Origin of the sequence: Burkholderia sp. TSV86, assembly GCF_001522865.1 — a bacterium.
Taxonomy (GTDB): Bacteria; Pseudomonadota; Gammaproteobacteria; order Burkholderiales; family Burkholderiaceae; genus Burkholderia.
The window spans coordinates 119,619-143,876 of sequence record NZ_LOWB01000021.1 but is presented as its reverse complement, the minus strand read 5'-3'; the positions used below and the strand labels follow the sequence as shown (position 1 = coordinate 143,876).

The window sequence follows — 24,258 nt, the reverse complement described above, 5'->3', positions numbered from 1 at the left end:
CGTTATGCGTCGCCTGAGACTTCGGCGATCAGCTCGATCTCGACGCACGCGCCAAGCGGGATCTGCGCGACGCCGAACGCCGAGCGCGCATGCTTGCCGGCGTCGCCGAACACTTCGGCGATCAGCTCGGACGCGCCGTTCGTGACCAGATGCTGTTCGGTGAATTCGAGCGTCGAATTCACGAGGCTCATCACCTTGACGATCCGCTTCACGCGGTTCAGATCGCCCGTGTGCGCGTGCAGCGTCGCGAGCAGGTCGATCGCGACCGCGCGCGCGGCGGCCTTGCCGTCTTCCGTGCTCAGATCGTGACCGAGCTTGCCGGCCCACACCTTGCCATCCTTTTTCGCGATGTGGCCGGACAGATACACGGTGTTGCCGCTTTGCGCGCTCATCACATAAGCGGCGGCCGGCGCGCCGGCGGCGGGCAGTTCGATTTCGAGTTCCTTCAGTTTGTCGTAGACGTTCGCCATGGCGTTGCTGTCCTTTCTGTCAATCGTAACAATGTGAATGGCTGAGTGAAGCCGGCCGCCAGCGGCCTGTCACAGGCGTTCGCGCAGCAGCTTGCCGAGCCGCGCGACGCCTTCTTCGATCCGCTCGGGCGGCACCGTGACGAACGACAGCCGCAGCGTGTTCTGCTGCGCGTCGTTCGCGAAAAACGGCGCGCCCGGCACGAAGGCGACATGATTGGCCACCGCGGCGTCGAGCAACTGCATGCTGTCGATCTGCGCAGGCAGTTTCACCCAGATGAACATCCCGCCTTCCGGGCGGTTCCAGCTCACGCCTGGCGGCATATGCCGCGCGAGCGACGCGAGCATCGCGTCGCACTGCGCGGCGTAAAGCTGGCGGATGGCCGGGATGTGCGTGTCGAGGAAGCCATCCTTGATCACTTCGTATGCGATGCGCTGCGTGAGCGACGGCGTATGCAGGTCCGTCGCCTGCTTGGCCTGCACGAGCTTGAAGTGCAGCTCCTCGGGCGCAATGATATAGCCGATCCGCAAACCCGGCGCGAGCACCTTCGAGAACGTGCCGAGATGGACGACATGCTCGGGCGCCATCGATAGCATCGTCGGCAGCGGCTCGCCCGCGTAATTGAGCGCGCCGTAGGGATCGTCCTCGAGCACCGGGAACGGGCTTGTCTGCGCGAGCGCGGCGAGCGCGCGGCGGCGCTCGACGGGAAGCCGCCGGCCGGTCGGGTTCTGGAAGTTCGGCTGCGCGTACAGAAGACGCGCGCCGCGGGTCAGTTCGGGCGACAGCGCGTCGGGCAGCAGGCCGGCGTCGTCGGTCGGCACCTGCACGTAGTCCGGCTCGTACAGCGAGAACGATTGCAACGCGCCGAGATAGGTCGGCGTCTCGACGAGCACGCGGCTGCCCGGATCGACGAGCGCCTTGCCGAGCAGATCGAGCGCCTGTTGCGAGCCCGTCGTGATGAGCACTTGCGTCGTGCGCACGCGGTAGCGCTGCGCGATCCACTCGCGCAGCGGCAGAAAGCCCTCGGTCGCGCTGTATTGCAGCGCGGCGCCGGGCGCGTCGCGCAGCACGCGATCGGCGGCCTCGCGCATGCGCTCAGCCGGGAACGTCGCGGGCGCGGGCAGGCCGCCTGCGAACGAGATCACCTCGGGACGCTCGGTTACTTTCAGAATTTCGCGGATCGCCGAGCTGGTGAGCTTGCGTGCGCGTTCGGACAGGGTCCAGCGGGGCGGCTTGAGATCGCTCGAATTCATGTGTCTCCTCGTTCGGTATCGTAGTGAATGGGATGCAAGGAAGCGATTATCGCTCGCCGGATCAGCCCGCGCGAGCCGGCAGCGGTGCGGCGGTGATCGTGGTGCGTCGGCCGAGCATGACGGTTGCGATCACGGCGGCGGCGAACAGCCACGTCGACGGCGCGACGGTTTCGCCGAAACAGAGCGCCGAAAACGCGATCGTGAAGAAGATTTGCAGCAGTTGTACTTGCCCCACGCGCGCGGTGCCGCCCATCGCGAGCGCCGCGTACCACGCGAAGAAGCCGATGAGCTGCGAGAACAGCGTCACGTAGCCGAACGCGAACCACACGCGCGGCGATATGGGCTGCGGATGCGCGACGTGGTGCGTCCACGCAAGCCAGCCGACCGGCAGCGCGAGAAACGGCGCGGACACGACGAGCGCCCAGCAAATCACCTGCCAGCCGCCCATCTCGCGCGCGAGCCGCGCGCCTTGCGCGTAACCGAGCGCGCCGAAGCCCACCGCGCCGAGCATCAGCAGATCGCCCACTTGGAACGTGCCGCTGCCGTCGCGCAGCGCGAATGCGACGACGATCGCACTGCCCGCGAGCGCGCATGCCCAGAACGCTTTTGACGCACGCTCGTGCGACAGCCACGCCGCATACACCGCGACGAAGAGCGGCTGCAGCCCGCCGACGACCGCGCCGTGCGATGCAGGCACGGTTTTCATCGCCCACGCGGACAGCACCGGGAACGCGATGATCACGCCCGCCGACGTGATGCCCAGGCTTTTGAGCTGCGCGCGGGTGGGCAGGGCTTCGCGGCGCAGCGCGAGCAGCAGCGCCGCCGGCACGGCGGCGGCAAGCGCGCGGCCCAGGCCGTTCAGAAGCGGGTGGAGTTCGGTGACGGCGATGCGCGTCATCGGCAGCGTGAGACTGAAGATCATCACGCCGATGAGGCCGAGCAGCATGCCGCGGGTTTCGCGTGAATCCATCGAGGCGGGGTCCTTGTGGCGGGCAGGTTGCGGGGCGGCGCGCGTCAGCGCAGCGTGCGCATGCCTGCCGGGGTTTCGAATTCGGCAACGAGCGCGGGCGTGTCGCACGCGTCGATATCGATCAGATGCGCGGCGCGCAGCCACGCGAGTTGCTCGCGCAGCGCGTGCGCCCGAGGGTGCACGCCGTTGAGCTTCTTTAACGCGATGCCGCCGTGCGGCAGCGTATCGGACGGATGGCGTGCGTCTTGCCATTGGATCAGCGACGGCAGCACGCCGTCGCCCGCGTGTTGCCACGCGGGCAGCGCGCCGTCGTCGGGAACCGTCAGCCGCCAGTGGAAATCGCCGCGCGACATCGGCACGACGCGCGCAATGCGCGCAGGATATTGCCGCTGCCACCGGCCCAGCTCGCATGGCCGCTCCACGCGCGCCACCCAGTGCGCGAGATACGGGCCGTGCTCGAGCCGCGCGCGGGTGCCCGGATCGTCGAGACCGAAGAGCCGGGGCCGCGGCGCTTCGCCGGCAGCGGGCGGCGGTGCGTCGGGATCGGGCGCGATCACCTCGAGATACGCGCCGCCCCACAAGCCGAACAGACGGTTGTGCGTGCGCATCGACGCATGCGCGCCGCCGCCCGCGGGCTCGATGCCGAGCGTGTCGGCGACATATCGGGTGCCTTCGTCGAGCGTGCGCGCCGCGACAACGAGATGATCGAGTGTCAGTGGATGAGCAGCCATGGGTCGAAAACGGAATCGGGAAAATGGAATCGGTTTGGCGGATGCCGGTTGGAACATGCGCGCGGCATAGGCGCGCGGCTTGGCGGATGTCGCGTCTGCCAGGCCGTTGCGGGCGCGGCGCCGCGATCTTGTCAGCCCGCCGTGCCGCGCTTGGCTCGCGTCTTCCAGGTGTCTTTGGGGTGAGCAGGCCGCGGCCGCGCATACCATCGACCCGAAACACTGTAATCGTGCTGACCGGCACAGTAACGGTACAATCGATGCAATAATTTTCTGTACAGTTCCAGGTTGGAGAGCCGCGATGTCCACCGTCCCGCTTGAGCAGATCCCGGCGCCGCACGATACCGCGACGCTCACGCTTGTCGACCAGTTGGTTCAATGGGCGCGCCGCCGGATCGACGAGCGCGTGTTCCGGCCCGGCATGCGCATGCCGTCGATCCGCAAGCTCGCGCTCGACAAGAGCGTGTCACGCTTCACGGTCGTCGAGGCTTACGAGCGGCTCGTCGCGCAGGGCTATCTCGATTCGCGCCGCGGCTCGGGCTTTTACGTGCGCGAGCGCGTGGCCGGACCGCCTGCCGTCGCGCTCGCGGGCGGCGCGGATGCACCGCCCGCGCATAACACGATCGACGTCGTCTGGCTGCTGCGCAACATGCTGCATACGGTCAGCCCGGAAAAGGGGCCGGGGCTGGGCTATCTGCCCAGCCGCTGGCTCGACGGCGAATTGATCGGGGGTGCGTTGCGCGCGCTTGGCCGGCAGGCCGGCGCGCAGATGCTCGGCTTCGGCTCCGCGCAGGGTTTTTTGCCGCTGCGCCAGCAATTGCAGACGCGGCTTGCCGAAATCGAGATCGGCGCGACGCCCGAGCAGATCGTGCTCGTGTCCGGCATCACGCAGGCGATCGATCTGATCGCGCGTCAGTATGTCAGCGCCGGCGATGCGGTGATTGTCGGCGACCCGGCGTGGTTCCAAATGTTCGGCCGTTTCGCGTCGCAGGGCGCACAGCTCGTCGGGATGCCGTATACGCCCGACGGCCCCGATCTCGACGCGCTCGAGCACCTCGTGCAGCTTTGGCGCCCGAAGATGCTCGTGATCAATTCCGTGTTGCAGAATCCGACGGGCACGTCGCTGTCGGCCGCGCAGGCGTTCCGGATTCTCAAGCTTGCTGAAACATATGATTTTCTCGTCGTCGAGGACGATGTCTATGGCGATCTATGCGCGCCGAACTATTCGGCCACGCGCCTGGCGAGCCTCGATCAGTTGAAGCGCGTGATTTTCCTGGGCAGCTACTCGAAGACGCTCGCGCCGAATCTGCGGGTCGGCTATATCGCATGCGCGCCGGAGCGTGCGACGGTGCTGACCGATCAGAAGATGCTGGCCGGGCTGACCACGCCCGAGTTGAACGAGCGCGTGTTGTACAAGGTGCTCACCGAAGGGCATTACCGGCGTCACGTCGAGCGGTTGCGCGCGCGGCTCGACGGCGTGCGCGACAAGACCGCGCGAATGATCGAGCGCGCCGGCATGCGGCTGTTCGCGACACCGGCGGCCGGCATGTTCCTGTGGGCCGACACGGGCGTCGATTCCGACGCGCTCGCGGCGGCCGCGCACGAGGCGGGCTTCCTGCTGACGCCGGGCAGCCTTTTTTCGCCGAAGCAGTCGCCGTCGACATGGACGCGCTTCAATGTGGCCAATTGCGGCGATCCGGCGCTGCCCGCGTTCCTGTCGCGTTATCTGGACAGCGTAGGGCGCCGTGCGCCGTGAGATTGCGCGCGCGCCTCTTGAAATTCGCGCGAACGCCCTTATCTGCGCTCGCGGTCGAGCGGCGCGGGCCGCCGCGCGCCGGCCCCGATAGGGTCGTAAATCGAAAACGTTACATCGAAGCCGGCCGTGCCTAACCGGCCGTACCTAACCGGCCGTACCCATGTAGACCGTGTCCACCCTGACGCAATCAACAGGTAAACCAAGATGACTCAGCAAACCATGAGCTTTCAGGCGGAGGTCAAGCAACTCCTCCACCTGATGATCCACTCGCTTTACAGCAACAAGGAAATCTTTCTGCGCGAACTCGTGTCGAACGCGTCCGACGCCGCTGACAAGCTCCGTTTCGAGGCTCTGGAAAACAACGCGCTGTACGAGAGCGATCCGAACCTGCGTATCCGCATCGCATTCGACAAAGCCGCGCGGACGATCACGATCGACGACAACGGCATCGGCATGAGCCGCGACGAGGCGATCGCGAACCTCGGCACGATTGCGCGCTCGGGTACGAAGGAATTCTTCTCGAAGCTCTCCGGCGACCAGCAGAAGGATGCCGCGCTGATCGGCCAGTTCGGCGTGGGCTTCTACTCCGGCTTCATCGTCGCCGACAAGATCACCGTCGAGACCCGCCGCGCGGGGCTGCCCGCGGCGGACGGCGTGCGCTGGGAAAGCGCGGGCGAGGGCGACTTCTCGATCGACACGATCGAGCGCGCCGCGCGCGGCACGACGATCACGCTGCATCTGCGCGACGGCGAGGACGAGCTGCTGTCGGCCTACCGGCTGAAGTCGATCGTGCAGAAATACTCGGATCACGTCGCGCTGCCGATCCTGATGAAGAAGGAAGAGTGGGATCAGGAAAAGGGCGAGATGGTCCAGAAGGACGAAGACGAGACCGTCAATCAAGCCAGCGCGCTGTGGACCCGCGCGAAAAGCGACATCACCGACGAGCAGTATCAGCAGTTTTACCAGCATCTCGCGCACGACCATCAGGACCCGCTCGCGTGGACGCACAACCGTGTCGAGGGCCGCAGCGAGTACACGCAACTGCTGTACGTGCCGTCGCATGCACCGTTCGATCTGTGGAACCGCGATTATCGCGGCGGCCTGAAGCTGTACGTGAAGCGCGTGTTCATCATGGACGACGCCGAGCAATTGTTGCCGCAATATCTGCGTTTCGTGAAGGGCGTGGTCGATTCGTCCGATTTGCCGCTCAACGTGTCGCGCGAAATTTTGCAGGAAAGCCGCGACGTGAAGGCGATTCGCGAAGGCGTGACCAAGCGCGCGTTGTCGATGCTCGAGGAGCTGGCGAATGCGCAAGACGATGCCGGTCGGGAAAAGTACCGCACGTTCTGGCGTGAGTTCGGCCAGGTGCTCAAGGAGGGCGTGGGCGAAGATCACGCGAACCGCGAGCGGGTCGCGAAGCTGCTGCGTTTCGCATCGACGCACGGCGACACCGACGAGCAAAACGTGTCGCTCGCCGATTACGTCGCGCGCATGAAGCCCGAGCAGACCAAGATTTATTACGTGACGGCCGATACGTGGCAGGCCGCGAAGAACAGCCCGCATCTCGAAGTGTTCCGCAAGAAGGGCGTCGAGGTGCTGCTGCTTACCGATCGCGTCGACGAGTGGATGCTGTCGTTCCTGCACGAGTTCGACGGCAAGCCGCTCGCGAGCGTGGCGCGCGGCGATCTCGATCTCGGCGCGCTGAACGACGAGGAGAAGAAGGCCCAGGAGCAGACCGGCGAGGCGTTCAAGCCCGTCGTCGACAAGATCAAGGAAACGCTCGGCGACAAGGTCAAGGACGTGCGCGTCACGTTCCGCCTGACCGATTCGCCGTCGTGCCTCGTCGCCGACGACAACGACATGAGCGGCTATCTGCAACGGATGCTGAAGGCCGCCGGCCAGCAAGCGCCGACCTTCCAGCCGATCCTCGAAGTGAATCCCGAACATCCGCTCGTCAAGGCGCTGAAGACCGATGCGGCCGATTTCGGCGAATGGTGCCATCTGTTGTTCGAGCAGGCGATGCTTGCCGAGGGCGGCGCGCTTGAGGACCCGGCGAGCTTCGTCAAGCGGACCAACGCGTTGCTGTTGTCGCGCGCGCTCTGATGGCGCGAGTGCGGTTCGATGCGGCCGACGCGCATTGGCGCGAGACGCCGCGCGCCGGCGCGTCGGCCGCGCAGAAGGATTGGCTCACGCGCGGCGGGTCACTGACCGCGCATCTCGCGCGGCTCGGCGACGTGACGGTGCGCGTGACGCGCGAGGCCGTCGCGACGCCGTGGGCCGACGAGCATGCCGCGCTCGCGTGCGCGGCGCGCGTGCCCGTTTGGGTGCGCGAGGTCGTGCTCGCGGTCGATGGTGTGCCGTTCGTCGCCGCGCACAGCATCGCGCCGATTGCCGCGAGCAGAGGTGTCTGGCAGGCGATCCGCCGGTTGCGTACGCGGCCGCTCGCGGAGCTGCTGTACAGCGATACCGAGGTGACGCGCTCGCCGCTCGTGAGCCGGCGCGTGATCGCCCGGCACCCGCTGTTTATGCTGTCGGTGCGTGCGCTCGCGGGCACGGACAAGCGCATGACCGGCACGGTCTGCGACCGTGCCGGCAGCGCTGGGATGGCTGCCGCGATCGTCGCGGCGCCGCACGCGTTCGCCGCGCGCCGTTCGGTATTCGAGCGACACGGCGCGGCGCTGATGGTGACGGAGTGCCTGTTGCCCGCGTTGTGGCGGCATCTCGACGCGCACGGCGAGCGGCGTGCGTGCGGCGCGAGGGCGGATTGATGCTGCGCGGGTTTGCTCCAGTCGTGTCTGCCGATACGCATACGCTGATTCTCGGCAGCTTTCCCGGCGAGGCGTCGCTCGCCGCCGCGCAGTATTACGCGCATCCGCGCAATCAGTTCTGGCGTTTGCTCGGCGCGGTGCTTGGCGAGCCCGGGCTGCATGATCTGCGATACGAAGCGCGCCTTGTGCGTGTGCTCGCGCACGGCTTCGGCATTTGGGACGTGCTTGCCGCATGCCAGCGCGAGGGCAGCCTCGATGCGGCGATCCGCCATGCGCAGCCGAACGATTTCGACGCGCTGCGCGAAGTCGCGCCCAAGCTCGCGAAGGTCTGCTTCAACGGCAAGACGGCCGGGCGCTTCGAAAAAGTAATTGCCGCGGCTGGTTACGACACGCTCGTGCTGCCGTCGTCGAGCCCGGCGAATGCGATGCTGTCGTTCGAGCAGAAGCTGGCGGCCTGGCGGGGGATCGTCGGCTGAGCGGTTGTTCCGGCGCGTTGCCGCTGCGCGATGCGCTTGCGCGGGCGCGGCAACTGCGCGGCAACTGCGCGGCGGGCGCGGAAATAGGCGCGGCTCGAAACGGCATTCGATATAAATAAATCGGCATTGGCGCAATGCTGCCGAAATATTCACGAAAATCTATTTTCCCGGAACAACGTTATTTGCGAATGCGCATCAGTTGGCGATGGTATTCGTCATTTCAGGATGCTGCACTATGGTTGAAATTGGTGAGTGTCGATTCGATTAATTTCAAGAAATATCTTCGCCATCGCCGATTTTGATGTATTTTCAAAATCGCTGTGCCCAATTGTCATTTTTCAAGAGATGGATTATTTGCGGCCATAAAGCAGTGGATTTATGGCTTATCTGAAATCGAGCGTGCGATTATTGTCGCGCGATGTAATTCGGGGGAACTATATGTCGACGGCGGTTAATCTTTATAGTCCGAGTGCGCAACTTTTTCTTTCGGTTCAGGGTGATGATGCGGGTGGTTTCCTGCCCATTTTCAGTACTCAGGCATCGATATGGCGGATCGACAACTTTCCTGCCAGTGCCAATGATATAGGGCCGGATTTTATTTCGATCATACGTTTTCTCGACAGTGTCAGCGGTCGATCGTTCAACCTGTTCGCAGATGTCAGCATGTTGCAAACAACGGGCAGCGCATCGCTTGGCCTGTCCGAATCGAGCGCGGTTGTTTTCCGCATTGCGGGGATCGCCATCGATGGAAACCGCTCCATTGGGCTGAGTGGAGTCGATAACGTGTTGATTGGCCCTGGTACGTTTGAAACTAAGCCGTTACCGATTGACCCATCGCCGATTCTTACCAGGACAGGAGGCATTGCGCCCTGGATCGTCTCATACGCGCCGCTTTGACGGCTGGGGCGTTGACCGTTCACGCGTCGATGTGCTTCATGACGGCTGAGGTATCGGTCGGTACCGATATCGTCCGATGTCTGGCGTGTGTGCGCATGCGGGCGAACGGCGTTCCACCTTATTTCTTTCGTCAGGCGCCGGCGGGGCGGACGGCAGCGGCCACCGCCGCCGGTGCCGCCATCCCGATCGTCACGCAAGCGATGCCGCAATGATCCGGCAAGCCAGCGCATCGGCCAAACCTCGCCGTGCCGGTGCCGGCGAATGCTATGCTCTCGGTCCCGTCGTTTGATTAGACATCGCGCGTCGAGCGCGATATTTCTCCATGACTCGATTGATCAAGCGCGCGTCTGCCGAGGCGCGCGCATTTAAGCGCAACCGGCCGTCGTCGTATGACGGCACCGAAAAATTCCGCCAGCCTCGGGCCGTGCGCAATCGCGCCGAACCCGACGGCGATGCGCGCGACGTTCCCGTCCTCGACGCGCCGCGCAAGCCGCGCTTTGCGCCCGTTACGTTTTCCGAAGAGCGGGGCGTGCGTTATCTGCACTTCGGCACCGAATGGGTACAAGGCGCGATGCGTCTGTCCAAGCCGTATCACATCGAGCTGGAATACGCGCAGCAGATGATGGCGTGGCTGCTGTTTCTCCAGACGCCCGAGCGGATCGTGCAACTCGGCCTCGGCACCGGCGCGCTGACGAAGTTTGCACACCGTTTCCTGCCGGGCGCGCGCGTCGAGGCGGTCGAATTGAATCCGGCCGTGATCGTTGCCGCGCGCTCGATGTTCGAGCTTCCGCCTGACGACGCGCGCCTCGCGGTTCACGAAGCTGACGCGTGGGATTTCGTTAACGATCCTAAGAATCGCGGGACGGCCGGCGCATTGCAGATCGATTTGTACGACGCCACCGCGCGCGGCCCGGTGCTCGACAGCGTCGCGTTCTATCGCGCGGTGCGCGCATGCCTTGCCGATGCGGGGGTCGCGACGATCAACCTGTTCGGCGATCACCCGAGCTTCGTGCGCAACATCAAGCATCTGAATGCCGCGTTCGATGCACGTGTGATTGCGCTGCCCGAAGTGCATGACGGCAACCGGATCGCTCTTGCGTTTTCCGGGCCGCCGCTGCGGGTGTCGTTCGCGCAATTGTCGGCGCGCGCGAAGCTGATCGAGACCGAACTGCGGCTGCCCGCCCGTGCGTGGGTGAAAGCATTGAAAGCATCGGTCGGCGAACGTGCCGAGTTCTTCGAAATCTGATTGCCGGGCGTTCGGCACGTGACGCCCGACGCCCCGCTTCGGGCATCAGGCGCCGAGTGCCGCCTGTCGTGAGGGAGCCGCCACCCACCAGCCCGGCCTCTCCGGCGGCCGACATCCGGACAACGCATCCCTTCGTCGTCCCGATAGCAGGCCGTTGCGTTTCAATCCGCGCCACGCCACTCGCTGGCGCCCGCCGGCTCCGGGTTCGCCCTCGTATGACGGGGCACGGCTGACTTCTATACTCACTGACGCCAGGCAAGCCGCGGCCGATCTATCCACACGCACCGGGGCGTGCCGTCGCTGAACGCCTGCCGCCGCGATTCCCTTCGCTGCGCCGTACCCTTCGGTTCAGAACACGTCGACAACCGCGAATGAAGAGGAGACGTCATGGCTCACGATGCCAACGCGAGTCCGGCCGCGAACCACGCTGCCAAACGATGGCTCTGGTTGCTCGTCCTGCCGTTCGTCGCGATGGCCTGGGTGCCGTCGTACAACCGTGTCGAGCCGCAATGGCTCGGTTTTCCATTCTTCTACTGGTATCAGTTGCTCTGGGTGTTCATTAGCGCGGTGATCACCGCGTTCGTCTATACGAAGACGAAGCATTGCTGGACGAGCGGCCCGCGGAGGAGCGGTCAATGAATCTGAGTGCGACGTTTGTCTTCGTGCTGCTGTTCGTCGGCGTGACGATCATGGGCTTTCTCGCCGCGCACTGGCGGCGCGGCGATCTGGCGCATCTCGACGAATGGGGGCTCGGCGGCCGCCGTTTCGGCACGATCGTCACGTGGTTTCTGCTCGGCGGCGATCTCTACACCGCGTACACGTTCGTCGCGGTGCCCGCGCTGGTGTTCGGCGCCGGCGCAACGGGCTTCTTCGCGCTGCCATATACGATCCTCGTCTATCCGTTCGCGTTTGTCGTGTTTCCGAAGCTCTGGAGTATCGCGAAGCGCCACGGCTACGTGACGGCCGCCGATTTCGTCGGCGCGCGCTACGGCAGCCGCTCGCTCGCGCTCGCCATCGCGGTGACGGGCATCGTCGCGACGATGCCGTACATCGCGCTGCAACTCGTCGGCATCGAAGTCGTGATCGGCGGCCTGGGCTTCGATACGAAGGGTTTCGTCGGCGATCTGCCGCTCATCATCGCGTTCGCGATCCTGGCCGCGTACACGTATACATCCGGGCTGCGCGCGCCAGCGATGATCGCGATCGTCAAGGACGTCCTGATCTATCTGACGATCGCGGCGGCGGTCGTCGTTATCCCGGCCAAGCTCGGCGGCTTCGCGCAAATCTTCGGCTCGGTGCCGCCTGCGAAGCTGCTGCTGAAGGCGCCGGACGCATCGAGCCTGAACGGCTACAGCGCGTATGCGACGCTCGCGGTCGGCTCGGCGCTCGCGCTGTTCCTGTATCCGCATTCGGTGACGGCGATCCTGTCGTCTGCGTCGGGCAACACGATCCGCCGCAATATGGCGATGCTGCCGGCGTATTCGTTCGTGCTCGGCCTGCTCGCGCTGCTGGGCTACATGGCGCTCGCCTCCGGCGTGAAGGACATGCCGCAGTTCGCGCCGTACTTCAACGCTTACGGCGCGAATTTCGCGGTGCCCGCGCTGTTCCTGCATTTCTTCCCTTCATGGTTCGTCGGCGTCGCGTTTGCCGCGATCGGGATCGGCGCGCTCGTGCCGGCCGCGATCATGTCGATTGCGGCCGCGAACTTGTATACGCGCAACATTCATCGCGAGTTCATCAATCGCAACATGTCGCACGATCAAGAGACACACGTTGCGAAGCTCGTATCGCTGATCGTCAAGGTCGGCGCGATCGCATTCATTCTCGGGCTGCCGCTGACCTATGCGATTCAACTCCAGTTGCTCGGCGGGATTTGGATCATCCAGACGCTGCCCGCCATCGTGCTCGGCCTCTATACCCGTGTGCTCGACTATCGGGGGCTGCTCGCGGGGTGGGCCGCCGGGCTCGTCTGCGGCACGTGGATGGCGGTTTCGCTGAAGCTCGCCAGTTCGATCTTCACGATCCATCTGTTTGGCTATGCGATTCCCGGCTATGCGGCGGTGTGGGCGCTCGTCGTGAATCTCGTCGTGTCGGTTGCCGTAAGCGTGCTCGTGCGAGCGCTTGGAGGCGCGCATGCGGAAGACCGTACGCGGCCGGAGGATTATCTCGACGTCGTCGAGGGTTGAGCGCGGCCGTCCCGAACGAAAACGCCCGCGGCGCATCGCACGTCGCGGGCGTTGCGCATGCCGCCACGCTCGGGGGCCGTCATGCCCATTTCGGTTTCCGAAGCGTCTGCGCCTACTTCTTCATGTTCGGATCTTCGACGTTGATCATCCAATGCACGCCGAAGGGGTCGCGTACCATGCCGAAGCCGAGCGCCCAGAAGGTTTTCTCGAACGGCATCGTGACCGTGCCGCCATTGGCGAGCGCGTCGAACAGCTTCTTGCCTTCCTCGACGCTCGCCGCGCTGATCGACAGCGAATAGCCTTCGTGCGCTTGCTCGTTGCCGGATTCGCATCCGCCGTCCGAACCCATCAATGTCGTTTCGCCGATCTGGAAGCTCGCATGCATGACCTTGTCGGCCATCTCAGGCGGAATCGGCCGCTCGGGATTTGGCGGCGCTTCGCTGAAGCGGGTCAGGAACGTCACTTTCGCGCCGAGTGCGTCGCTATAGAATTTGAGCGCTTCGTCGCAGCGCCCGCCGAAATGCAGATACGTTTGCACTTGCATCGTCTTCTCCTTATCTCTTCAACCGGAAACAGGGCATCATGCGCCCGTGCCGACGATTGTAGTGCGCCAGGGTGGCGACAGCAGGAATAATCGGCCGGGCCGCAACGGATGTCGGGAAATCGACAGAAAGAAACGAAAGAAAGCGGGGTGGGTGGCGGTTGATTCGCATCCCAAAAAAGGCGGGCGCAGATAGGACGCCCGCCGGCGTCGCTCGTGCGAATGCGGTGCGCGCTCAGCGCAGGGTTTCGATCATCTTTTCGAGCTTTACCGCGTCGGCCGAGAACAGACGGATGCCTTCGGCGAGCTTTTCGGTGGCCATCGCATCATCGTTCAACTGGAAGCGGAACGACGGCTCGTCGATCGCGACGCGCTCGAGCGCCGCGTCCTTCGCCGTTTCCGGCGACAGCTTGCGTGTGACCGTCTCGGTGCTGTCCTGGAGTTTTTGCAGCAATTCGGGGCTGATCGTCAGCAGATCGCTGCCGGCAAGCTCGGTGATCTGGCTGGTCGTGCGGAAGCTCGCGCCCATCACCTCGGTCGGATAGCCGAAGTGCTTGTAGTACGCGTAGATCCGGCGCACCGACTGCACGCCCGGATCGTTCGCGCCGCCATTTTTTGCTTCGTCCCAATCGGCGCCCGCTTGCTTCTTGTACCAATCGTAGATGCGGCCGACGAACGGCGAGATGAGCTGCGCGCCGGCGTGCGCGCACGCCGCGGCTTGCACGAGCGAGAACAGCAGCGTCATGTTGCAGCGGATGCCTTCCTTTTGCAGCACCTCGGCCGCGCGGATGCCTTCCCACGTCGAGGCGAGCTTGATCAGCACGCGCTCGCGGCCGATGCCGGCTGCTTCGTACAACTTGATGAGTTCGCGGCCCTTGTCGATCGAGCGCTGCACGTCGAACGACAGGCGCGCGTCGACCTCGGTCGATACGCGCCCCGGAATCAGCTTCAGGATTTCGGTGCCGAACGCGATCAGCAGGCGATCGATGATGAAGCCAGTCGGCTGGCCCGCGTGATCGCGTACCGTTTTCTCGAGAATCGGCTTGTACGCGTCTTTTTGCACGGCCTTGAGGATCAGCGACGGATTCGTCGTCGCGTCCCGCGGCTGATACTGGGCGAGTTGCTGGAAGTCGCCCGTATCGGCGACGACGGTCGTGTACTGCTTGAGCTGGTCGAGTGCGGTAGTCATGTCGAGTCTTGAGCGTGGCGCGGCGCGCCGGATGCGGTGAACGAGGGCCGGGCCGTGGGGCGCGCGGCGGTTGTGCGAGGCGGCGCGCGCTGCGGCGCGCACCGCCGGAATTTGCTATTTTAGGCGCGAATCGGGGAACCGGTACCGAACCGAGTGTTTTATGCGGGCCGGCGCGCGTTCAGAATCGTCTGGGTCAGCACGCCTGCGACGAGCCCCCAGAATGCCGGGCCGATCGACAGCAGCGTGAAGCCCGAGGCGCTCACCATGAACGTGACGAGCGCGGCTTCGCGCTGGCGGGCGTCGTGCATTGCGTTGGCGAGGCCGCTGGCGATCGAGCCGAACAGCGCGAGCGCCGCGACCGATACGACGAGCGCCTTCGGCAGCGCGGCAAAAAGGGCCGCGATCGTCGCGCCGAACACGCCGGCGACGAGGTAGAACGCGCCGCACCAGACGGCTGCCGTGTAGCGTTTCGCGCGATCCTCGTGCGCTTCGGGGCCGGTGCAGATCGCGGCCGTGATCGCGGCAAGATTGATGCCGTGCGAGCCGAACGGCGCGAGCGCGAGCGACGCGACGCCCGTCGTCATGACGAGCGGCGACGACGGCGTCGCGTAGCCGTCCGCGCGCAGCACCGCGATGCCCGGCACGTTCTGCGAAGCCATCGCGACGACGAACAGCGGGATGCCGATGCTGACGATCGCCGATAGCGAGAACGACGGCATCGTGAACACCGGGCGCGCAAGCGCGACATGGAAGCGGCTGAAATCGACGAGGCCGAGCGTGAGCGCAAGCGCGACGCCCGCGACGAGCGTCGCGACGATCGCATAGCGCGGCGCCGCGCGCTTGACGATCAGGTACGTGAAGAACATCGCGAGCACGAGCGTGGTTTGGAACTGCGCGGCGCGAAAGATCTCGATGCCGATTTCGAACAGGATGCCGGCAAGCAGCGCGGCGGCGATGCCAGACGGAATCTTGCGCATCAGCGTATCGAACAGGCCGCTCGCGCCGATGGCGGTGAGCAGCAGCGCACCGACGACGAACGCGCCGATCGCCTCCGGATACGCGACGCCTGGCAGCGAGGCGACCAGCAGCGCCGCGCCGGGTGTCGACCACGCGACGACCACCGGCGCGCGAAAGCGCAGTGACAAGCCGATCGTCGTCACCGCCATGCCGATCGACAGCGCCCAGATCCACGACGAGATCTGCGCATCGGTCAGATGCGCGGCGCGGCCGGCTTGGAACATCAGCACGAGCGAACTCGTATAGCCGGTCATCATCGCGACGAAGCCGGCGACGAGCGCGGACGCGGACGTATCGGAGAAGAAGTTCGGCCGGGCGATCGCGGGCGGCAGATTCGGGGCGGACGGAGGAAGGCTCATCGGCGGGGCGGTGCGTTGGAAGCGGGACAGTGACAGTGCAGACAATGCATGGTGCAACGTTGGCAGCGGCGAGAGGGCGATTCGGAGACGAAAGCGGTTGACGCGGCGGCGCCATCGCGCGCGGCACGCGCGCATGCGCAGACCGCGGCGGGCCGGCTACTTGCTGAGCGCGCGCATCGCGGTCTCCAGGCCCGCGAGCGTGAGCGGATACATCCGGTCGCCGAGCACGTCGCGGATGATCGCGATCGACTGCCGGTATTCCCACAGCCGCTGCGGCTCGGGATTGAGCCACACGTGGCGCGGGAATTGGTCGGCGAGCCGGCGCAGCCACGCCGCGCCCGCTTCCGCGTTGTTGTACTCGACCGAGCCGCCCGGTTGCAGGACTTCGTATGGGCTCATCGTCGCGTCGCCGACGAAAATCAGCTTGTAGTCGGGCGTGAACTTGTGCAGCACGTCCCAGGTCGGCGTGCGCTCCGCGTGGCGGCGGCGGTTGTTCTTCCACAGATGGTCGTACACGCAGTTGTGGAAGTAGTAGAACTCGAGATGCTTGAATTCGGCCTTCGCGGCGGAGAAAAGCTCCTCGGTGCGCTTGATGTGGTCGTCCATCGAGCCGCCGACGTCGAGCAGCATCAACACCTTCACGTTGTTGTGTCGCTCGGGCACCATCCGCAGGTCGAGCCAGCCGGCGTTCGCGGCGGTGCTGCGAATCGTGCCGGGCAGGTCGAGTTCCTCGGCCGCGCCTTCGCGCGCGAAGCGGCGCAGCCGCCGCAGCGCGACCTTGATGTTGCGCGTGCCGATCTCGACCGAATCGTCGTAGTCGCGGTACGCGCGCGCTTCCCACACCTTGACGGCGGTCCGGTTGCCGTTCGATGGCCCGCCGATCCGGACGCCTTCTGGATTGTAGCCGCCGTGTCCGAACGGCGACGTGCCGCCCGTGCCGATCCACCGGTTGCCGCCTTCGTGGCGCGCTTTCTGCTCGTCGAACAGTTGCTTCAGGCGCTCCATCAGCTTGTCGAGCCCGCCGAGCGCTTGAATCTGCGCTTTTTCCTCGGGTGTGAGTTCGCGCTGCAGGCGCTTTTCGAGCCAATCGAGCGGGATTTCGAACGCATCGGCGGGCAGTGCGGATACGCCATGAAAATACGCGCCGAACGCGCGGTCGAACTTATCGAAATACTGCTCGTCCTTCACGAGCGTCATGCGCGCGAGATAGTAGAACGCATCGAGCGACGGCTCGATCACCTGCGCCTTCAGCGCCTCGACGAGCGTCAGGTATTCGTTGACCGACACCGGCAGCTTGGCCGCGCGCAGCGAGTAAAAGAAATCGATCAGCATGAGCAGGCCCTCGCGAATGCGGCGCAATGGATCGAGCGGCTCATCGTCGGCGTCTCCTCGCGGGCCCGGGTTGGGCTCAGCGGTTGTGGCGGTTCATCTGGACGAGCCGCTCGAACAGGCTCAGGTCCTGCTCATTCTTCAGCAGCGCGCCTGCGAGCGGCGGCACGATCTGCTTCTGATCTTTCGAGCGCAGCGCGTCGGGCGGGATGTCTTCCGCGAGCAGCAGCTTCAGCCAGTCGAGCAGCTCGGACGTCGACGGTTTCTTCTTCAGCCCCGACACGCCGCGCAGCTCGAAGAAGCTTTCGAGCGCCGCGCGCAGCAGTGTCTGCTTGATGCCGGGGTGATGGACCTCGACGATCTTCTGCATCGTCGAAGGGTCGGGGAACTGGATGTAGTGGAAGAAGCAGCGGCGCAGAAACGCGTCGGGCAGCTCCTTCTCGTTGTTCGACGTGATGATCACGAGCGGCCGGTGTTTCGCGCGCACCGTCTCGCGGGTCTCGTAGACGTGGAACTCCATTCGGTCGAGTTCGCGCAGCAGGTCGTTCGGGAATTCGATGTCGGCCTTGTCGATCTCGTCGATCAGCAGCACCGTCGGCTGGTCGGCCTCGAACGCCTGCCAAAGCACGCCCTTGACGATGTAGTTCGAGATGTCCTTCACGCGCGCGTCGCCGAGCTGCGAGTCGCGCAGCCGCGATACCGCGTCGTATTCGTAGAGTCCCTGTTGCGCTTTCGTCGTCGATTTGATGTGCCATTGCAGCAATGGCATGCCGAGCGCCGTGGCGACTTCCTCGGCGAGCATGGTCTTGCCCGTGCCGGGCTCGCCCTTGATGAGCAGCGGGCGTTGCAGCGTCAGGGCGGCGTTGACGGCGAGCTTGAGATCGTCGGTCGCGACGTATTGCGAGGAACCTTCGAAACGCATGGCGGCGAGCTTCCGGCAAGAAAAATGGCAGTATAAGTCAGAAGCGCGGCCGCCCGCCGGGCCGGCCCGGGCCGTGCCAAATGGGGGCGCGGCCCGCGTGGTGGACGCATGGCCCGGCGACGCGGTACAATCCCCCGGTTTTTTTGGCCTGCGTGGCAGCCTCATCAGCATAAAACGGCGGTATAACGACGCTGGCTTGCCCATGCGCGCGCCAGTTTCCCCTCAAGCTAGGTTACAAGAGCTATGAACAAATTCGTCGGCAAGCATATCGTTGTCGCGGCGCTCGCGGTGTTCGCGGCCAACGCGCAGGCGGCCGGGGTGGTCGGCAACCCGAAGGACGGGGCAGGCAAGGCCGCGATGTGCATCGGCTGTCACGGCATCGACGGTTATCGCGTCGCCTACCCGGAGGTCTACCGGGTGCCGATCCTCGGCGGCCAGAACCAGACTTATCTCGAGAACGCACTGAAGGCTTATCGGAAAAAGGATCGTCATTTCGCGTCGATGAACGCAATCGCGGAATCGCTGACGGATCAGGACATCGCCGATCTCGCGGCCTACTATGCCGCGCAAAAGCCCGATTCGAAGAACAATCCCTACAAGTAAGCGTGTGCTTGTCGATATCAGCACCGGGATAGGAGCATTCATGAAGAAGTCTCAGACGGCATTCAAGACGGCGGCGGCGATCGTGCTCGCGGCCGGCTTCGCGATCGGCACCGCGCATGCGGCCGACGCATCGAAGGGCAAGGCGCTCGCCGAGTCGCATAATTGCGCGGCCTGTCACGGCGCGAAGCTCGACAATCCGATCAACGCCGAGTACCCGCGCCTTGCCGGCCAGCACGCCGACTATCTGGTCTGGGCGATGCGCCAGTATCAGATGGGGCTGGCGAACCCGCTGCTCGGCCGCAACAACGCGATCATGCAGGCGCAGGTGCAGAGCCTGTCGGTCAACGATATGAAGGACATCGCCGCCTATATCGAGTCGCTGCCCGGCAGCCTCGTGTTCAAGAAATAACGCACGGCCGGTTTGCCGGCCGGCGTCGCGCGCGGCACGCTCCGCGTGCGAATCGCAAGCATGCCCCGCCTCGTGCGGGGTATTTTTTGTCCGTGCGGCGATGAACGACCGGCAACGCGCGCCGCCGCCGGGGCTGGTCTTGCCGGCCTTGCCGCGCCGGCGGGATAGGCTCGGCGGCGGCGCGGGCAGGGCGCGGCGCGCGTTTAGCCGCGCGACGCGCGTTGCAGGATGCGCTGCAGATACGCGTCGGAATCGGGGGGCGTGTTCGTGCGTTGCGCTTCCCAGATCGTCTCGCCGAGGCATTCCATGATCGCGTGCTGCGCGTCGTGCGCGGAATCGAAGCGGGCGGCGAGCTTGTCGTGCGCGGCCCGGATGCCGGGCGGTTGATCGATCGACAATTGCTCGCTGATCGCAAGATGCATCGACAGGTGCAGGAACGGGTTCGTGCGGCCTTCGTCGGGCGTGTAGTTTTGCGCACGCGCATGATCGGCGTCCGCGAGCGCCGTATGGTATTCGGGATGTTCGACGATCCAGTCGGCCGCGATTGCTTCGAGCGGTGTGAGGATCTCGCCCGAACGCTGCTTGCGCCAGGTGTCGACGAAAAAGCGACGCACGTCGTCGCGGCTCGGATTGAACATGATTAAAGCGTGGGGCGGGTGGCGGGCCGCGATGCGGCTACGTGAGGGCATATTTTACGCCGCTTGAGGCAGGCTTGCCGATACGGCGTGGGCAGAGCGGGCTGTCGCGCAAGCGCATCGGCGGGTTCGGCGCTTGTCCGCCAAACCCGCCGATGCGCTTGCGCGAATCGCGCTCGTCATGTGCCTGTTGTATGCCGCAGGTTGTGCGTCGTGCTGTTGGCCGGGCATGCGGCGTTGCCGGTCGACCTCGCGCGTTACCGGGTGCTCGGCGCGCCGGCGGTTCCCGAGGGCACGGCGACGACGAGTTTTCGGCCGCCATCCGCGCGGGATTGCATCCGGTATCGACGGCGGTCGTGCACAGGCGGCGCGGGCCGCCCGAGCTGGCGCGCGGGCACCGCTTTCGCTTTTACAGCATCGGCGGGGGAGTCTTCGGCTTGAATTCGCAAAGCGGCTCGATTGCGCAGTGCCAGCACTCGGGCCGCCGCGCCTTGCATACGTAGCGCCCGTGCAGGATCAGCCAATGATGTGCGTCGTGCAGGAACTCCTTCGGCGTGAACTTTTCGAGAGCGGCCTCGACTGCGCGCACGTCCTTGCCGGGCGCGAGCCCGGTGCGGTTCGCGACGCGGAAGATGTGAGTGTCGACGGCGATCGTCGGATGGCCGAATGCGGTGTTGAGCACAACGTTCGCGGTCTTGCGGCCCACGCCCGGCAGGCTTTCGAGCGCTTCGCGCTCGGCGGGCACTTCACCGCCGTAGCGCTCGAGCAGGATCTTGCAGGTCGCGACGACGTTCTTCGCTTTCGTCCGATAAAGGCCGATCGTCTTGATATAGTTGGCGACGCCTTCCTCGCCGAGCGCGACGATCTGCTCGGGCGTGTTCGCGACCGGAAACATCTTGCGCATCGCCTTGTTGACCGATACGTCGGTTGCTTGCGCGGAGAGCATCACCGCGATCAGCAATTCGAACGGCGTCGTGTATTCGAGTTCGGTAGTCGGATGCGGATTGAGGTTTTGCAGCGTTTCGTAGATTGCGCGTCGTTTATTGGCGTTCATGCGGTTATCGCTTCGGGGGCGGCGGCGTGTTTGCGTCGTTCGCGTGATTCGGTGCGGTTGAGCCGTCCGGGTGGCGCGTTTGGCCGGAATCGGCCGCGTCGCCGGGCTGATCGGCCGTATCGCGCCGTTCGGCGAGACGGTGGCGGCGCGCGTCGGCCGCGTCGATCTGCGCCTGCACGGCCGCGCTCACGCCTTCGGTATTTTTCGGCCCTAGGCCCTGGGCGGCGAGCGCTTCCTTTTTTTGCCGCGCGCGCTCGAGCGCGGCCGCGATGATTGCGCGCTTCTTCGCTTCGGGGTCGTCGGCCGGCGACGCCGCGCTCGCGCCGGCGGCCGGTGCGGTGCCTGCCGTGCCCGGCGGGCTGCTGCCCGCACGCCGCGCCGCCGCGCGCGCTTCGGCTGCTTCGCGCGCGCGCCGCAGGCGCGCGGTGCGCGCGTCGTGACGGGCGCGCGCGTCGTCGGCTTGGGATTGCGACCACGCGTCCCAGCCGGTGCGTTCACCCGTGACAGGAATCATCGCGATGCAATCGACGGGGCATGGCGGCACGCACAGGTCGCAGCCGGTGCAAAGCTCGGCGACGATCGTGTGCATCTGCTTGGGTGCACCGACGATTGCGTCGACTGGACATGCTTGCATGCAAAGTGTGCACCCGATGCAAAGTTGCTCGTCGATCAACGCGACGGGCCGCGGTCGCTCCACGCCATGCACGGGATTGAGCGGAATCACCGGCTTGCCGAGCAGCTTCGCGAGGCGCGCGACGCCTTCGGCTCCGCCCGGCGGACATTGGTCATAGCCGGCGGTGCCCGCCGCGATCGCTTCCGCATAAGGGCGGCAACCGTCGTAGCCGCATTTCGTGCATTGCGTCTGGGGCAGCAGATCTTCGATACGATCCGCGAGAGTCTTGGAATCGGTCACAGTGACAACGTGAGGAAGCATGCGGGCGCGGCGCGATGGCCACGCGCGCGAAGGCAGCCGGAATTTTTTGCCAAGCAATAATTATCGCTGATTTCTCGCATTGCGCTTAACAATGCATGTGCCATAATCAAAACGCCTTTTCGTGACTATAGCAGGGTGTCCCTTAACGATGGCGCGCCCCGGTCATACAGTCGGTGCGTGGGGCCGGTGCGGCATATCAAAGCAAAACGCCACCATGAATCAGCTCAAAAACAAAAGAGATCCGGAGGGAACCCGGCGCCGCATCTTGCTCGCGGCGGCGGAAGAATTTGCAAACGGGGGGCTGTTCGGCGCGAGGGTCGACCAGATCGCGCGGCGCGCCGAGACCAACGAGCGCATGCTCTATTACTACTTCGGCAGCAAGGAACAACTCTTCACCGCCGTGCTCGAGCATGCTTTTTCCGCGATGGTGGAGGCCGAGCGCGCGATGAATCTCGATGGCGTCGCGCCGGTCGAGGCGATCACGCGGCTTGCGCATTTCGTTTGGGATTATTACCGCGACCATCCCGAATTGCTGCGGCTTCTCAATAACGAGAATCTGCATCAGGCGCGCTATCTGCATAAATCGACGCGCATTCGCGAGATGATCTCGCCGTTCGTCGCGACGCTGAGCAGTGTGCTCGAGCGTGGCCGCAACGCCGGGCTTTTTCGCACCGACATCGATCCGCTGCGTTTTTACGTGATGCTTTCGGGGCTCGGCTATTACATCGTATCGAATCGCTTCACGCTGTCGGCGATCTTCGACCGCGATTTCAGCGCGCCCGACGAGCGCGCCGAGATGATCAAGGCGAATACCGAATTGCTGCTCGCGTATCTGCTCAGGCGCTGAGTTGCGTGCGCGCCGTTACGCCGTTTTCGCGTGGAGCGAGGCGGGGTAATGGGCCGGCAGCGGCGCAGTGCCGCTGGGCGTCAGGCAGCCTTGCGCGAGCGCGGCGGGCGCGCGGCGGCCGCTTTGGCCGCCGGGCGTTTCGCCGTTGCTTGGGCGGCCGCGCTTTTGGCCGGCAGCGTTTTGGCCACGCGCGCTTTCGGTGCCGCGCGTTTGGCCGTGGTCAGCCTGAGCGCCGTGGCTTTTGCCGCAGCGGCGCCTGCCGCGTTGCCGCCGGCGGCTTTGCCGCTACGGGCGGACGTCGGCGTCGCGGCTGCTTGCGGGGCCGGCTCCTGCGGTTGCACGATGTTGTGCTCGCGGATGAAGTCGCGCAACTGCGGGTAGATGATCGTGCGCCAGCGGCGTCCCGAGAAAATGCCGTAGTGCCCGCATTTTTCGGCGGTGAGGCTGCGGCGGTGCGCTTGCGCAATGCCGGTGCAGAGTTCGTGCGCGACATGCGTTTGGCCGCTGCCGGAAATGTCGTCGAGTTCTCCTTCGATCGTCATCAGCGCGGTGGTGCGGATGTCGGCCGGCGCCACGCGTTCGCCATGCACGTCCCACGTGCCCTCGGCAAGACGGAATTCCTGAAACACGATGCGGATCGTGTCCAGGTAGTATTCGGCCGCCATATCGAGCACCGCGTTGTACTCGTCATAGAAGCGGCGGTGCGCGTCGGCATCTTCCTCGTCGCCGCGCACGAGGCTTTGGTAGAAATCCCAGTGCGATTGCGCGTGACGCTCCGGATTCATCGCGACGAAGCCTGTATGTTGCAGGAAGCCCGGATAGACCTTGCGCCCCTCGCCCGGATAGTTCGCCGGCACGGTGTGGATCACGTTGTTCTCGAACCAGGCGTGCGAGCGGTTCGTCGCGAGTGAATTCACCGACGTCGGGCTTCGGCGCGCGTCGATCGGGCCGCCCATCATCGTCATCGTGAGCGGCGTGTCCTCGCCGCGGCTCGCCATCAGCGAGATCGCCGCGAGCACGGGCACGGTCGGCTGACACACGGAAATCACGTGCAGGTTGCGTGCGCCGATGTGCCGGATGAATGCCTGGATATAGTCGATGTAGTCGTCGAGATGGAACGGCCCGACTTCGGTGGGCACCATCCGCGCGTCGATCCAATCGGTGATGTAGACCTTGTGATCCTGCAGCAGCGTGCGCACGGTGTCGCGCAATAGCGTCGCGTGATGGCCGGACAGCGGCGCGCACACGAGCACGACAGGCTCGTCCTTCAATTGACCGACGGCGCTCGAATCGTCCGCGTAGCGTTTGAAGCGCAGCAGCCGGCAGAACGGCTTTTCGATGATCGTTTGCTCGACGATCGGAATGTTGTGCCCGTCCTTGACGATCTGATGAATGCCGAACTCGGGTTTTTCGTAGTCCTTGCCGAGCCGGTACAGCAGTTCATAGCCTGCGGCGAGCCGCGTCGCGCCGGGTACCAGCGACAGCGGACTCGACGGATTCGCGAACGACTTGGAGGCTGCCTGGGCCCAGGCGGTCAGCGGGCTCAACATGGCCCGCTGGAATTCGTGCAGTTGGTAGAGCATGGGTGCTCCTGGGAGGACGGCGCGCGAATGCATCGCGACGGACCGTATCTGTCAGCAATCGAACCGATTCGATCGCTGGATCGAATCA

General features: G+C 65.0%; 24 protein-coding genes. 11 read left to right on the top strand and 13 right to left on the bottom strand.

Features of this window, described 5'->3' with window-relative positions:
* Positions 1 to 2 precede the first annotated feature (2 nt).
* The 4 genes from WS68_RS02770 to WS68_RS02755 form a co-directional block, all read right to left on the bottom strand.
* Positions 3 to 470, bottom strand: a complete 468-nt coding sequence (locus WS68_RS02770) for a RidA family protein (RefSeq protein WP_059569339.1) — start codon at positions 468 to 470, stop codon at positions 3 to 5.
* Positions 471 to 539: 69 nt separating this feature from the next.
* Positions 540 to 1,721 carry an aminotransferase-like domain-containing protein gene (locus WS68_RS02765; protein ID WP_059569338.1) on the bottom strand — a complete coding sequence of 394 codons (1,182 nt, stop codon included), beginning with the start codon at positions 1,719 to 1,721 and terminating at the stop codon, positions 540 to 542.
* 61 nt (positions 1,722 to 1,782) lie between these two features.
* Positions 1,783 to 2,691 carry a DMT family transporter gene (locus WS68_RS02760; RefSeq protein ID WP_059569337.1) on the bottom strand — a complete coding sequence of 303 codons (909 nt, stop codon included), beginning with the start codon at positions 2,689 to 2,691 and terminating at the stop codon, positions 1,783 to 1,785.
* Positions 2,692 to 2,735: 44 nt separating this feature from the next.
* On the bottom strand, positions 2,736 to 3,422 hold the full coding sequence (locus tag WS68_RS02755) for a VOC family protein (protein WP_059569336.1): 687 nt from the start codon (positions 3,420 to 3,422) through the stop codon (positions 2,736 to 2,738).
* A 298-nt stretch (positions 3,423 to 3,720) separates the two neighbouring features.
* On the opposite strand from WS68_RS02755, the gene WS68_RS02750 reads away from it, so the two are divergent.
* The 8 genes from WS68_RS02750 (at position 3,721) to mctP (ending at position 12,748) form a co-directional block, all read left to right on the top strand.
* Positions 3,721 to 5,175, top strand: coding sequence for an aminotransferase-like domain-containing protein (locus tag WS68_RS02750; RefSeq protein WP_059569335.1), 1,455 nt, complete (start codon positions 3,721 to 3,723; stop codon positions 5,173 to 5,175).
* 204 nt (positions 5,176 to 5,379) lie between these two features.
* Entirely contained in the window at positions 5,380 to 7,278 is a 1,899-nt protein-coding gene (gene htpG / locus WS68_RS02745) for a molecular chaperone HtpG (RefSeq protein WP_059569334.1), read from the top strand.
* Positions 7,278 to 7,943 (top strand): chorismate--pyruvate lyase family protein, encoded by a 666-nt coding sequence (locus tag WS68_RS02740; RefSeq protein WP_059569333.1) that lies wholly within the window; start codon positions 7,278 to 7,280, stop codon positions 7,941 to 7,943. The genes htpG and WS68_RS02740 overlap by 1 nt, the downstream gene beginning before the upstream one ends.
* Positions 7,943 to 8,419, top strand: coding sequence for a DNA-deoxyinosine glycosylase (locus tag WS68_RS02735; RefSeq protein WP_059569561.1), 477 nt, complete (start codon positions 7,943 to 7,945; stop codon positions 8,417 to 8,419). Before WS68_RS02740 ends, WS68_RS02735 begins: the two co-directional genes overlap by 1 nt.
* Before the next feature lie 378 nt (positions 8,420 to 8,797).
* Positions 8,798 to 9,316, top strand: a complete 519-nt coding sequence (locus WS68_RS02730) for a hypothetical protein (RefSeq protein WP_059569332.1) — start codon at positions 8,798 to 8,800, stop codon at positions 9,314 to 9,316.
* 322 nt (positions 9,317 to 9,638) lie between these two features.
* Positions 9,639 to 10,562, top strand: coding sequence for a spermidine synthase (locus WS68_RS02720; protein WP_059569330.1), 924 nt, complete (start codon positions 9,639 to 9,641; stop codon positions 10,560 to 10,562).
* Positions 10,563 to 10,949: 387 nt separating this feature from the next.
* A complete protein-coding gene (locus WS68_RS02715; protein WP_059569329.1) occupies positions 10,950 to 11,201 on the top strand; it encodes a DUF3311 domain-containing protein in 252 nt (83 codons plus the stop codon).
* Entirely contained in the window at positions 11,198 to 12,748 is a 1,551-nt protein-coding gene (gene mctP / locus WS68_RS02710; RefSeq protein WP_059569328.1) for a monocarboxylate uptake permease MctP, read from the top strand. Before WS68_RS02715 ends, mctP begins: the two co-directional genes overlap by 4 nt.
* Positions 12,749 to 12,860: 112 nt before the next feature.
* Here the strand turns inward: mctP and WS68_RS02705 are convergent, their stop codons facing one another.
* The 5 genes from WS68_RS02705 to WS68_RS02685 all read right to left on the bottom strand — a co-directional run bounded on the left by WS68_RS02705 (position 12,861) and on the right by WS68_RS02685 (position 18,105).
* Positions 12,861 to 13,292 carry a VOC family protein gene (locus WS68_RS02705; protein WP_059569327.1) on the bottom strand — a complete coding sequence of 144 codons (432 nt, stop codon included), beginning with the start codon at positions 13,290 to 13,292 and terminating at the stop codon, positions 12,861 to 12,863.
* Positions 13,293 to 13,524: 232 nt separating this feature from the next.
* Positions 13,525 to 14,478: a transaldolase gene (tal, locus tag WS68_RS02700; protein WP_059569560.1), complete on the bottom strand. Its 954-nt coding sequence runs from the start codon at positions 14,476 to 14,478 to the stop codon at positions 13,525 to 13,527.
* Positions 14,479 to 14,636: 158 nt separating this feature from the next.
* Complete coding sequence (locus WS68_RS02695) at positions 14,637 to 15,854, bottom strand: benzoate/H(+) symporter BenE family transporter (protein WP_059569326.1); 1,218 nt, start codon at positions 15,852 to 15,854, stop codon at positions 14,637 to 14,639.
* A 156-nt stretch (positions 15,855 to 16,010) separates the two neighbouring features.
* Positions 16,011 to 17,186 carry a vWA domain-containing protein gene (locus WS68_RS02690; RefSeq protein ID WP_059569325.1) on the bottom strand — a complete coding sequence of 392 codons (1,176 nt, stop codon included), beginning with the start codon at positions 17,184 to 17,186 and terminating at the stop codon, positions 16,011 to 16,013.
* A 76-nt stretch (positions 17,187 to 17,262) separates the two neighbouring features.
* Positions 17,263 to 18,105, bottom strand: coding sequence for an AAA family ATPase (locus WS68_RS02685; RefSeq protein WP_059569324.1), 843 nt, complete (start codon positions 18,103 to 18,105; stop codon positions 17,263 to 17,265).
* A gap of 243 nt (positions 18,106 to 18,348) precedes the next feature.
* Here WS68_RS02685 and WS68_RS02680 point away from each other — a divergent pair, with 243 nt between their 5' ends.
* Both WS68_RS02680 and WS68_RS02675 read left to right on the top strand, forming a co-directional pair.
* Entirely contained in the window at positions 18,349 to 18,708 is a 360-nt protein-coding gene (locus WS68_RS02680) for a c-type cytochrome (protein ID WP_059569323.1), read from the top strand.
* A gap of 40 nt (positions 18,709 to 18,748) precedes the next feature.
* Positions 18,749 to 19,117, top strand: coding sequence for a c-type cytochrome (locus tag WS68_RS02675; RefSeq protein WP_059569559.1), 369 nt, complete (start codon positions 18,749 to 18,751; stop codon positions 19,115 to 19,117).
* 203 nt (positions 19,118 to 19,320) lie between these two features.
* On the opposite strand, the gene WS68_RS02670 is transcribed toward WS68_RS02675, so the two are convergent.
* The 3 genes from WS68_RS02670 to rsxB all read right to left on the bottom strand — a co-directional run bounded on the left by WS68_RS02670 (position 19,321) and on the right by rsxB (position 21,719).
* Positions 19,321 to 19,755, bottom strand: a complete 435-nt coding sequence (locus WS68_RS02670) for a DUF1841 family protein (protein WP_059569322.1) — start codon at positions 19,753 to 19,755, stop codon at positions 19,321 to 19,323.
* 406 nt (positions 19,756 to 20,161) lie between these two features.
* Positions 20,162 to 20,806 carry an endonuclease III gene (nth, locus tag WS68_RS02665; protein WP_059569321.1) on the bottom strand — a complete coding sequence of 215 codons (645 nt, stop codon included), beginning with the start codon at positions 20,804 to 20,806 and terminating at the stop codon, positions 20,162 to 20,164.
* A gap of 4 nt (positions 20,807 to 20,810) precedes the next feature.
* Positions 20,811 to 21,719, bottom strand: coding sequence for an electron transport complex subunit RsxB (gene rsxB / locus WS68_RS02660; RefSeq protein ID WP_082709787.1), 909 nt, complete (start codon positions 21,717 to 21,719; stop codon positions 20,811 to 20,813).
* A 235-nt stretch (positions 21,720 to 21,954) separates the two neighbouring features.
* Between rsxB and WS68_RS02655 the strand changes: the two genes are divergently transcribed.
* Entirely contained in the window at positions 21,955 to 22,587 is a 633-nt protein-coding gene (locus WS68_RS02655; protein ID WP_059569320.1) for a TetR family transcriptional regulator, read from the top strand.
* A gap of 80 nt (positions 22,588 to 22,667) precedes the next feature.
* Here WS68_RS02655 and WS68_RS02650 read toward each other — a convergent pair whose 3' ends face one another.
* Positions 22,668 to 24,170, bottom strand: a complete 1,503-nt coding sequence (locus tag WS68_RS02650) for a polyhydroxyalkanoate depolymerase (protein WP_059569319.1) — start codon at positions 24,168 to 24,170, stop codon at positions 22,668 to 22,670.
* Between the last annotated feature and the right edge of the window lie 88 nt (positions 24,171 to 24,258).

What these genes read in the sequence shown, in the direction of transcription:
- WS68_RS02770 (WP_059569339.1), bottom strand. Translation starts at nt 470, where the DNA reads ATGGCGAACGTCTACGACAAACTGAAGGAACTCGAAATCGAACTGCCC.
- WS68_RS02765 (WP_059569338.1), bottom strand. Translation starts at nt 1,721, where the DNA reads ATGAATTCGAGCGATCTCAAGCCGCCCCGCTGGACCCTGTCCGAACGC.
- WS68_RS02760 (WP_059569337.1), bottom strand. Translation starts at nt 2,691, where the DNA reads ATGGATTCACGCGAAACCCGCGGCATGCTGCTCGGCCTCATCGGCGTG.
- WS68_RS02755 (WP_059569336.1), bottom strand. Translation starts at nt 3,422, where the DNA reads ATGGCTGCTCATCCACTGACACTCGATCATCTCGTTGTCGCGGCGCGC.
- WS68_RS02750 (WP_059569335.1), top strand. Translation starts at nt 3,721, where the DNA reads ATGTCCACCGTCCCGCTTGAGCAGATCCCGGCGCCGCACGATACCGCG.
- htpG (WP_059569334.1), top strand. Translation starts at nt 5,380, where the DNA reads ATGACTCAGCAAACCATGAGCTTTCAGGCGGAGGTCAAGCAACTCCTC.
- WS68_RS02740 (WP_059569333.1), top strand. Translation starts at nt 7,278, where the DNA reads ATGGCGCGAGTGCGGTTCGATGCGGCCGACGCGCATTGGCGCGAGACG.
- WS68_RS02735 (WP_059569561.1), top strand. Translation starts at nt 7,943, where the DNA reads ATGCTGCGCGGGTTTGCTCCAGTCGTGTCTGCCGATACGCATACGCTG.
- WS68_RS02730 (WP_059569332.1), top strand. Translation starts at nt 8,798, where the DNA reads ATGGCTTATCTGAAATCGAGCGTGCGATTATTGTCGCGCGATGTAATT.
- WS68_RS02720 (WP_059569330.1), top strand. Translation starts at nt 9,639, where the DNA reads ATGACTCGATTGATCAAGCGCGCGTCTGCCGAGGCGCGCGCATTTAAG.
- WS68_RS02715 (WP_059569329.1), top strand. Translation starts at nt 10,950, where the DNA reads ATGGCTCACGATGCCAACGCGAGTCCGGCCGCGAACCACGCTGCCAAA.
- mctP (WP_059569328.1), top strand. Translation starts at nt 11,198, where the DNA reads ATGAATCTGAGTGCGACGTTTGTCTTCGTGCTGCTGTTCGTCGGCGTG.
- WS68_RS02705 (WP_059569327.1), bottom strand. Translation starts at nt 13,292, where the DNA reads ATGCAAGTGCAAACGTATCTGCATTTCGGCGGGCGCTGCGACGAAGCG.
- tal (WP_059569560.1), bottom strand. Translation starts at nt 14,478, where the DNA reads ATGACTACCGCACTCGACCAGCTCAAGCAGTACACGACCGTCGTCGCC.
- WS68_RS02695 (WP_059569326.1), bottom strand. Translation starts at nt 15,854, where the DNA reads ATGAGCCTTCCTCCGTCCGCCCCGAATCTGCCGCCCGCGATCGCCCGG.
- WS68_RS02690 (WP_059569325.1), bottom strand. Translation starts at nt 17,186, where the DNA reads ATGCTGATCGATTTCTTTTACTCGCTGCGCGCGGCCAAGCTGCCGGTG.
- WS68_RS02685 (WP_059569324.1), bottom strand. Translation starts at nt 18,105, where the DNA reads ATGCGTTTCGAAGGTTCCTCGCAATACGTCGCGACCGACGATCTCAAG.
- WS68_RS02680 (WP_059569323.1), top strand. Translation starts at nt 18,349, where the DNA reads ATGAACAAATTCGTCGGCAAGCATATCGTTGTCGCGGCGCTCGCGGTG.
- WS68_RS02675 (WP_059569559.1), top strand. Translation starts at nt 18,749, where the DNA reads ATGAAGAAGTCTCAGACGGCATTCAAGACGGCGGCGGCGATCGTGCTC.
- WS68_RS02670 (WP_059569322.1), bottom strand. Translation starts at nt 19,755, where the DNA reads ATGTTCAATCCGAGCCGCGACGACGTGCGTCGCTTTTTCGTCGACACC.
- nth (WP_059569321.1), bottom strand. Translation starts at nt 20,806, where the DNA reads ATGAACGCCAATAAACGACGCGCAATCTACGAAACGCTGCAAAACCTC.
- WS68_RS02655 (WP_059569320.1), top strand. Translation starts at nt 21,955, where the DNA reads ATGAATCAGCTCAAAAACAAAAGAGATCCGGAGGGAACCCGGCGCCGC.
- WS68_RS02650 (WP_059569319.1), bottom strand. Translation starts at nt 24,170, where the DNA reads ATGCTCTACCAACTGCACGAATTCCAGCGGGCCATGTTGAGCCCGCTG.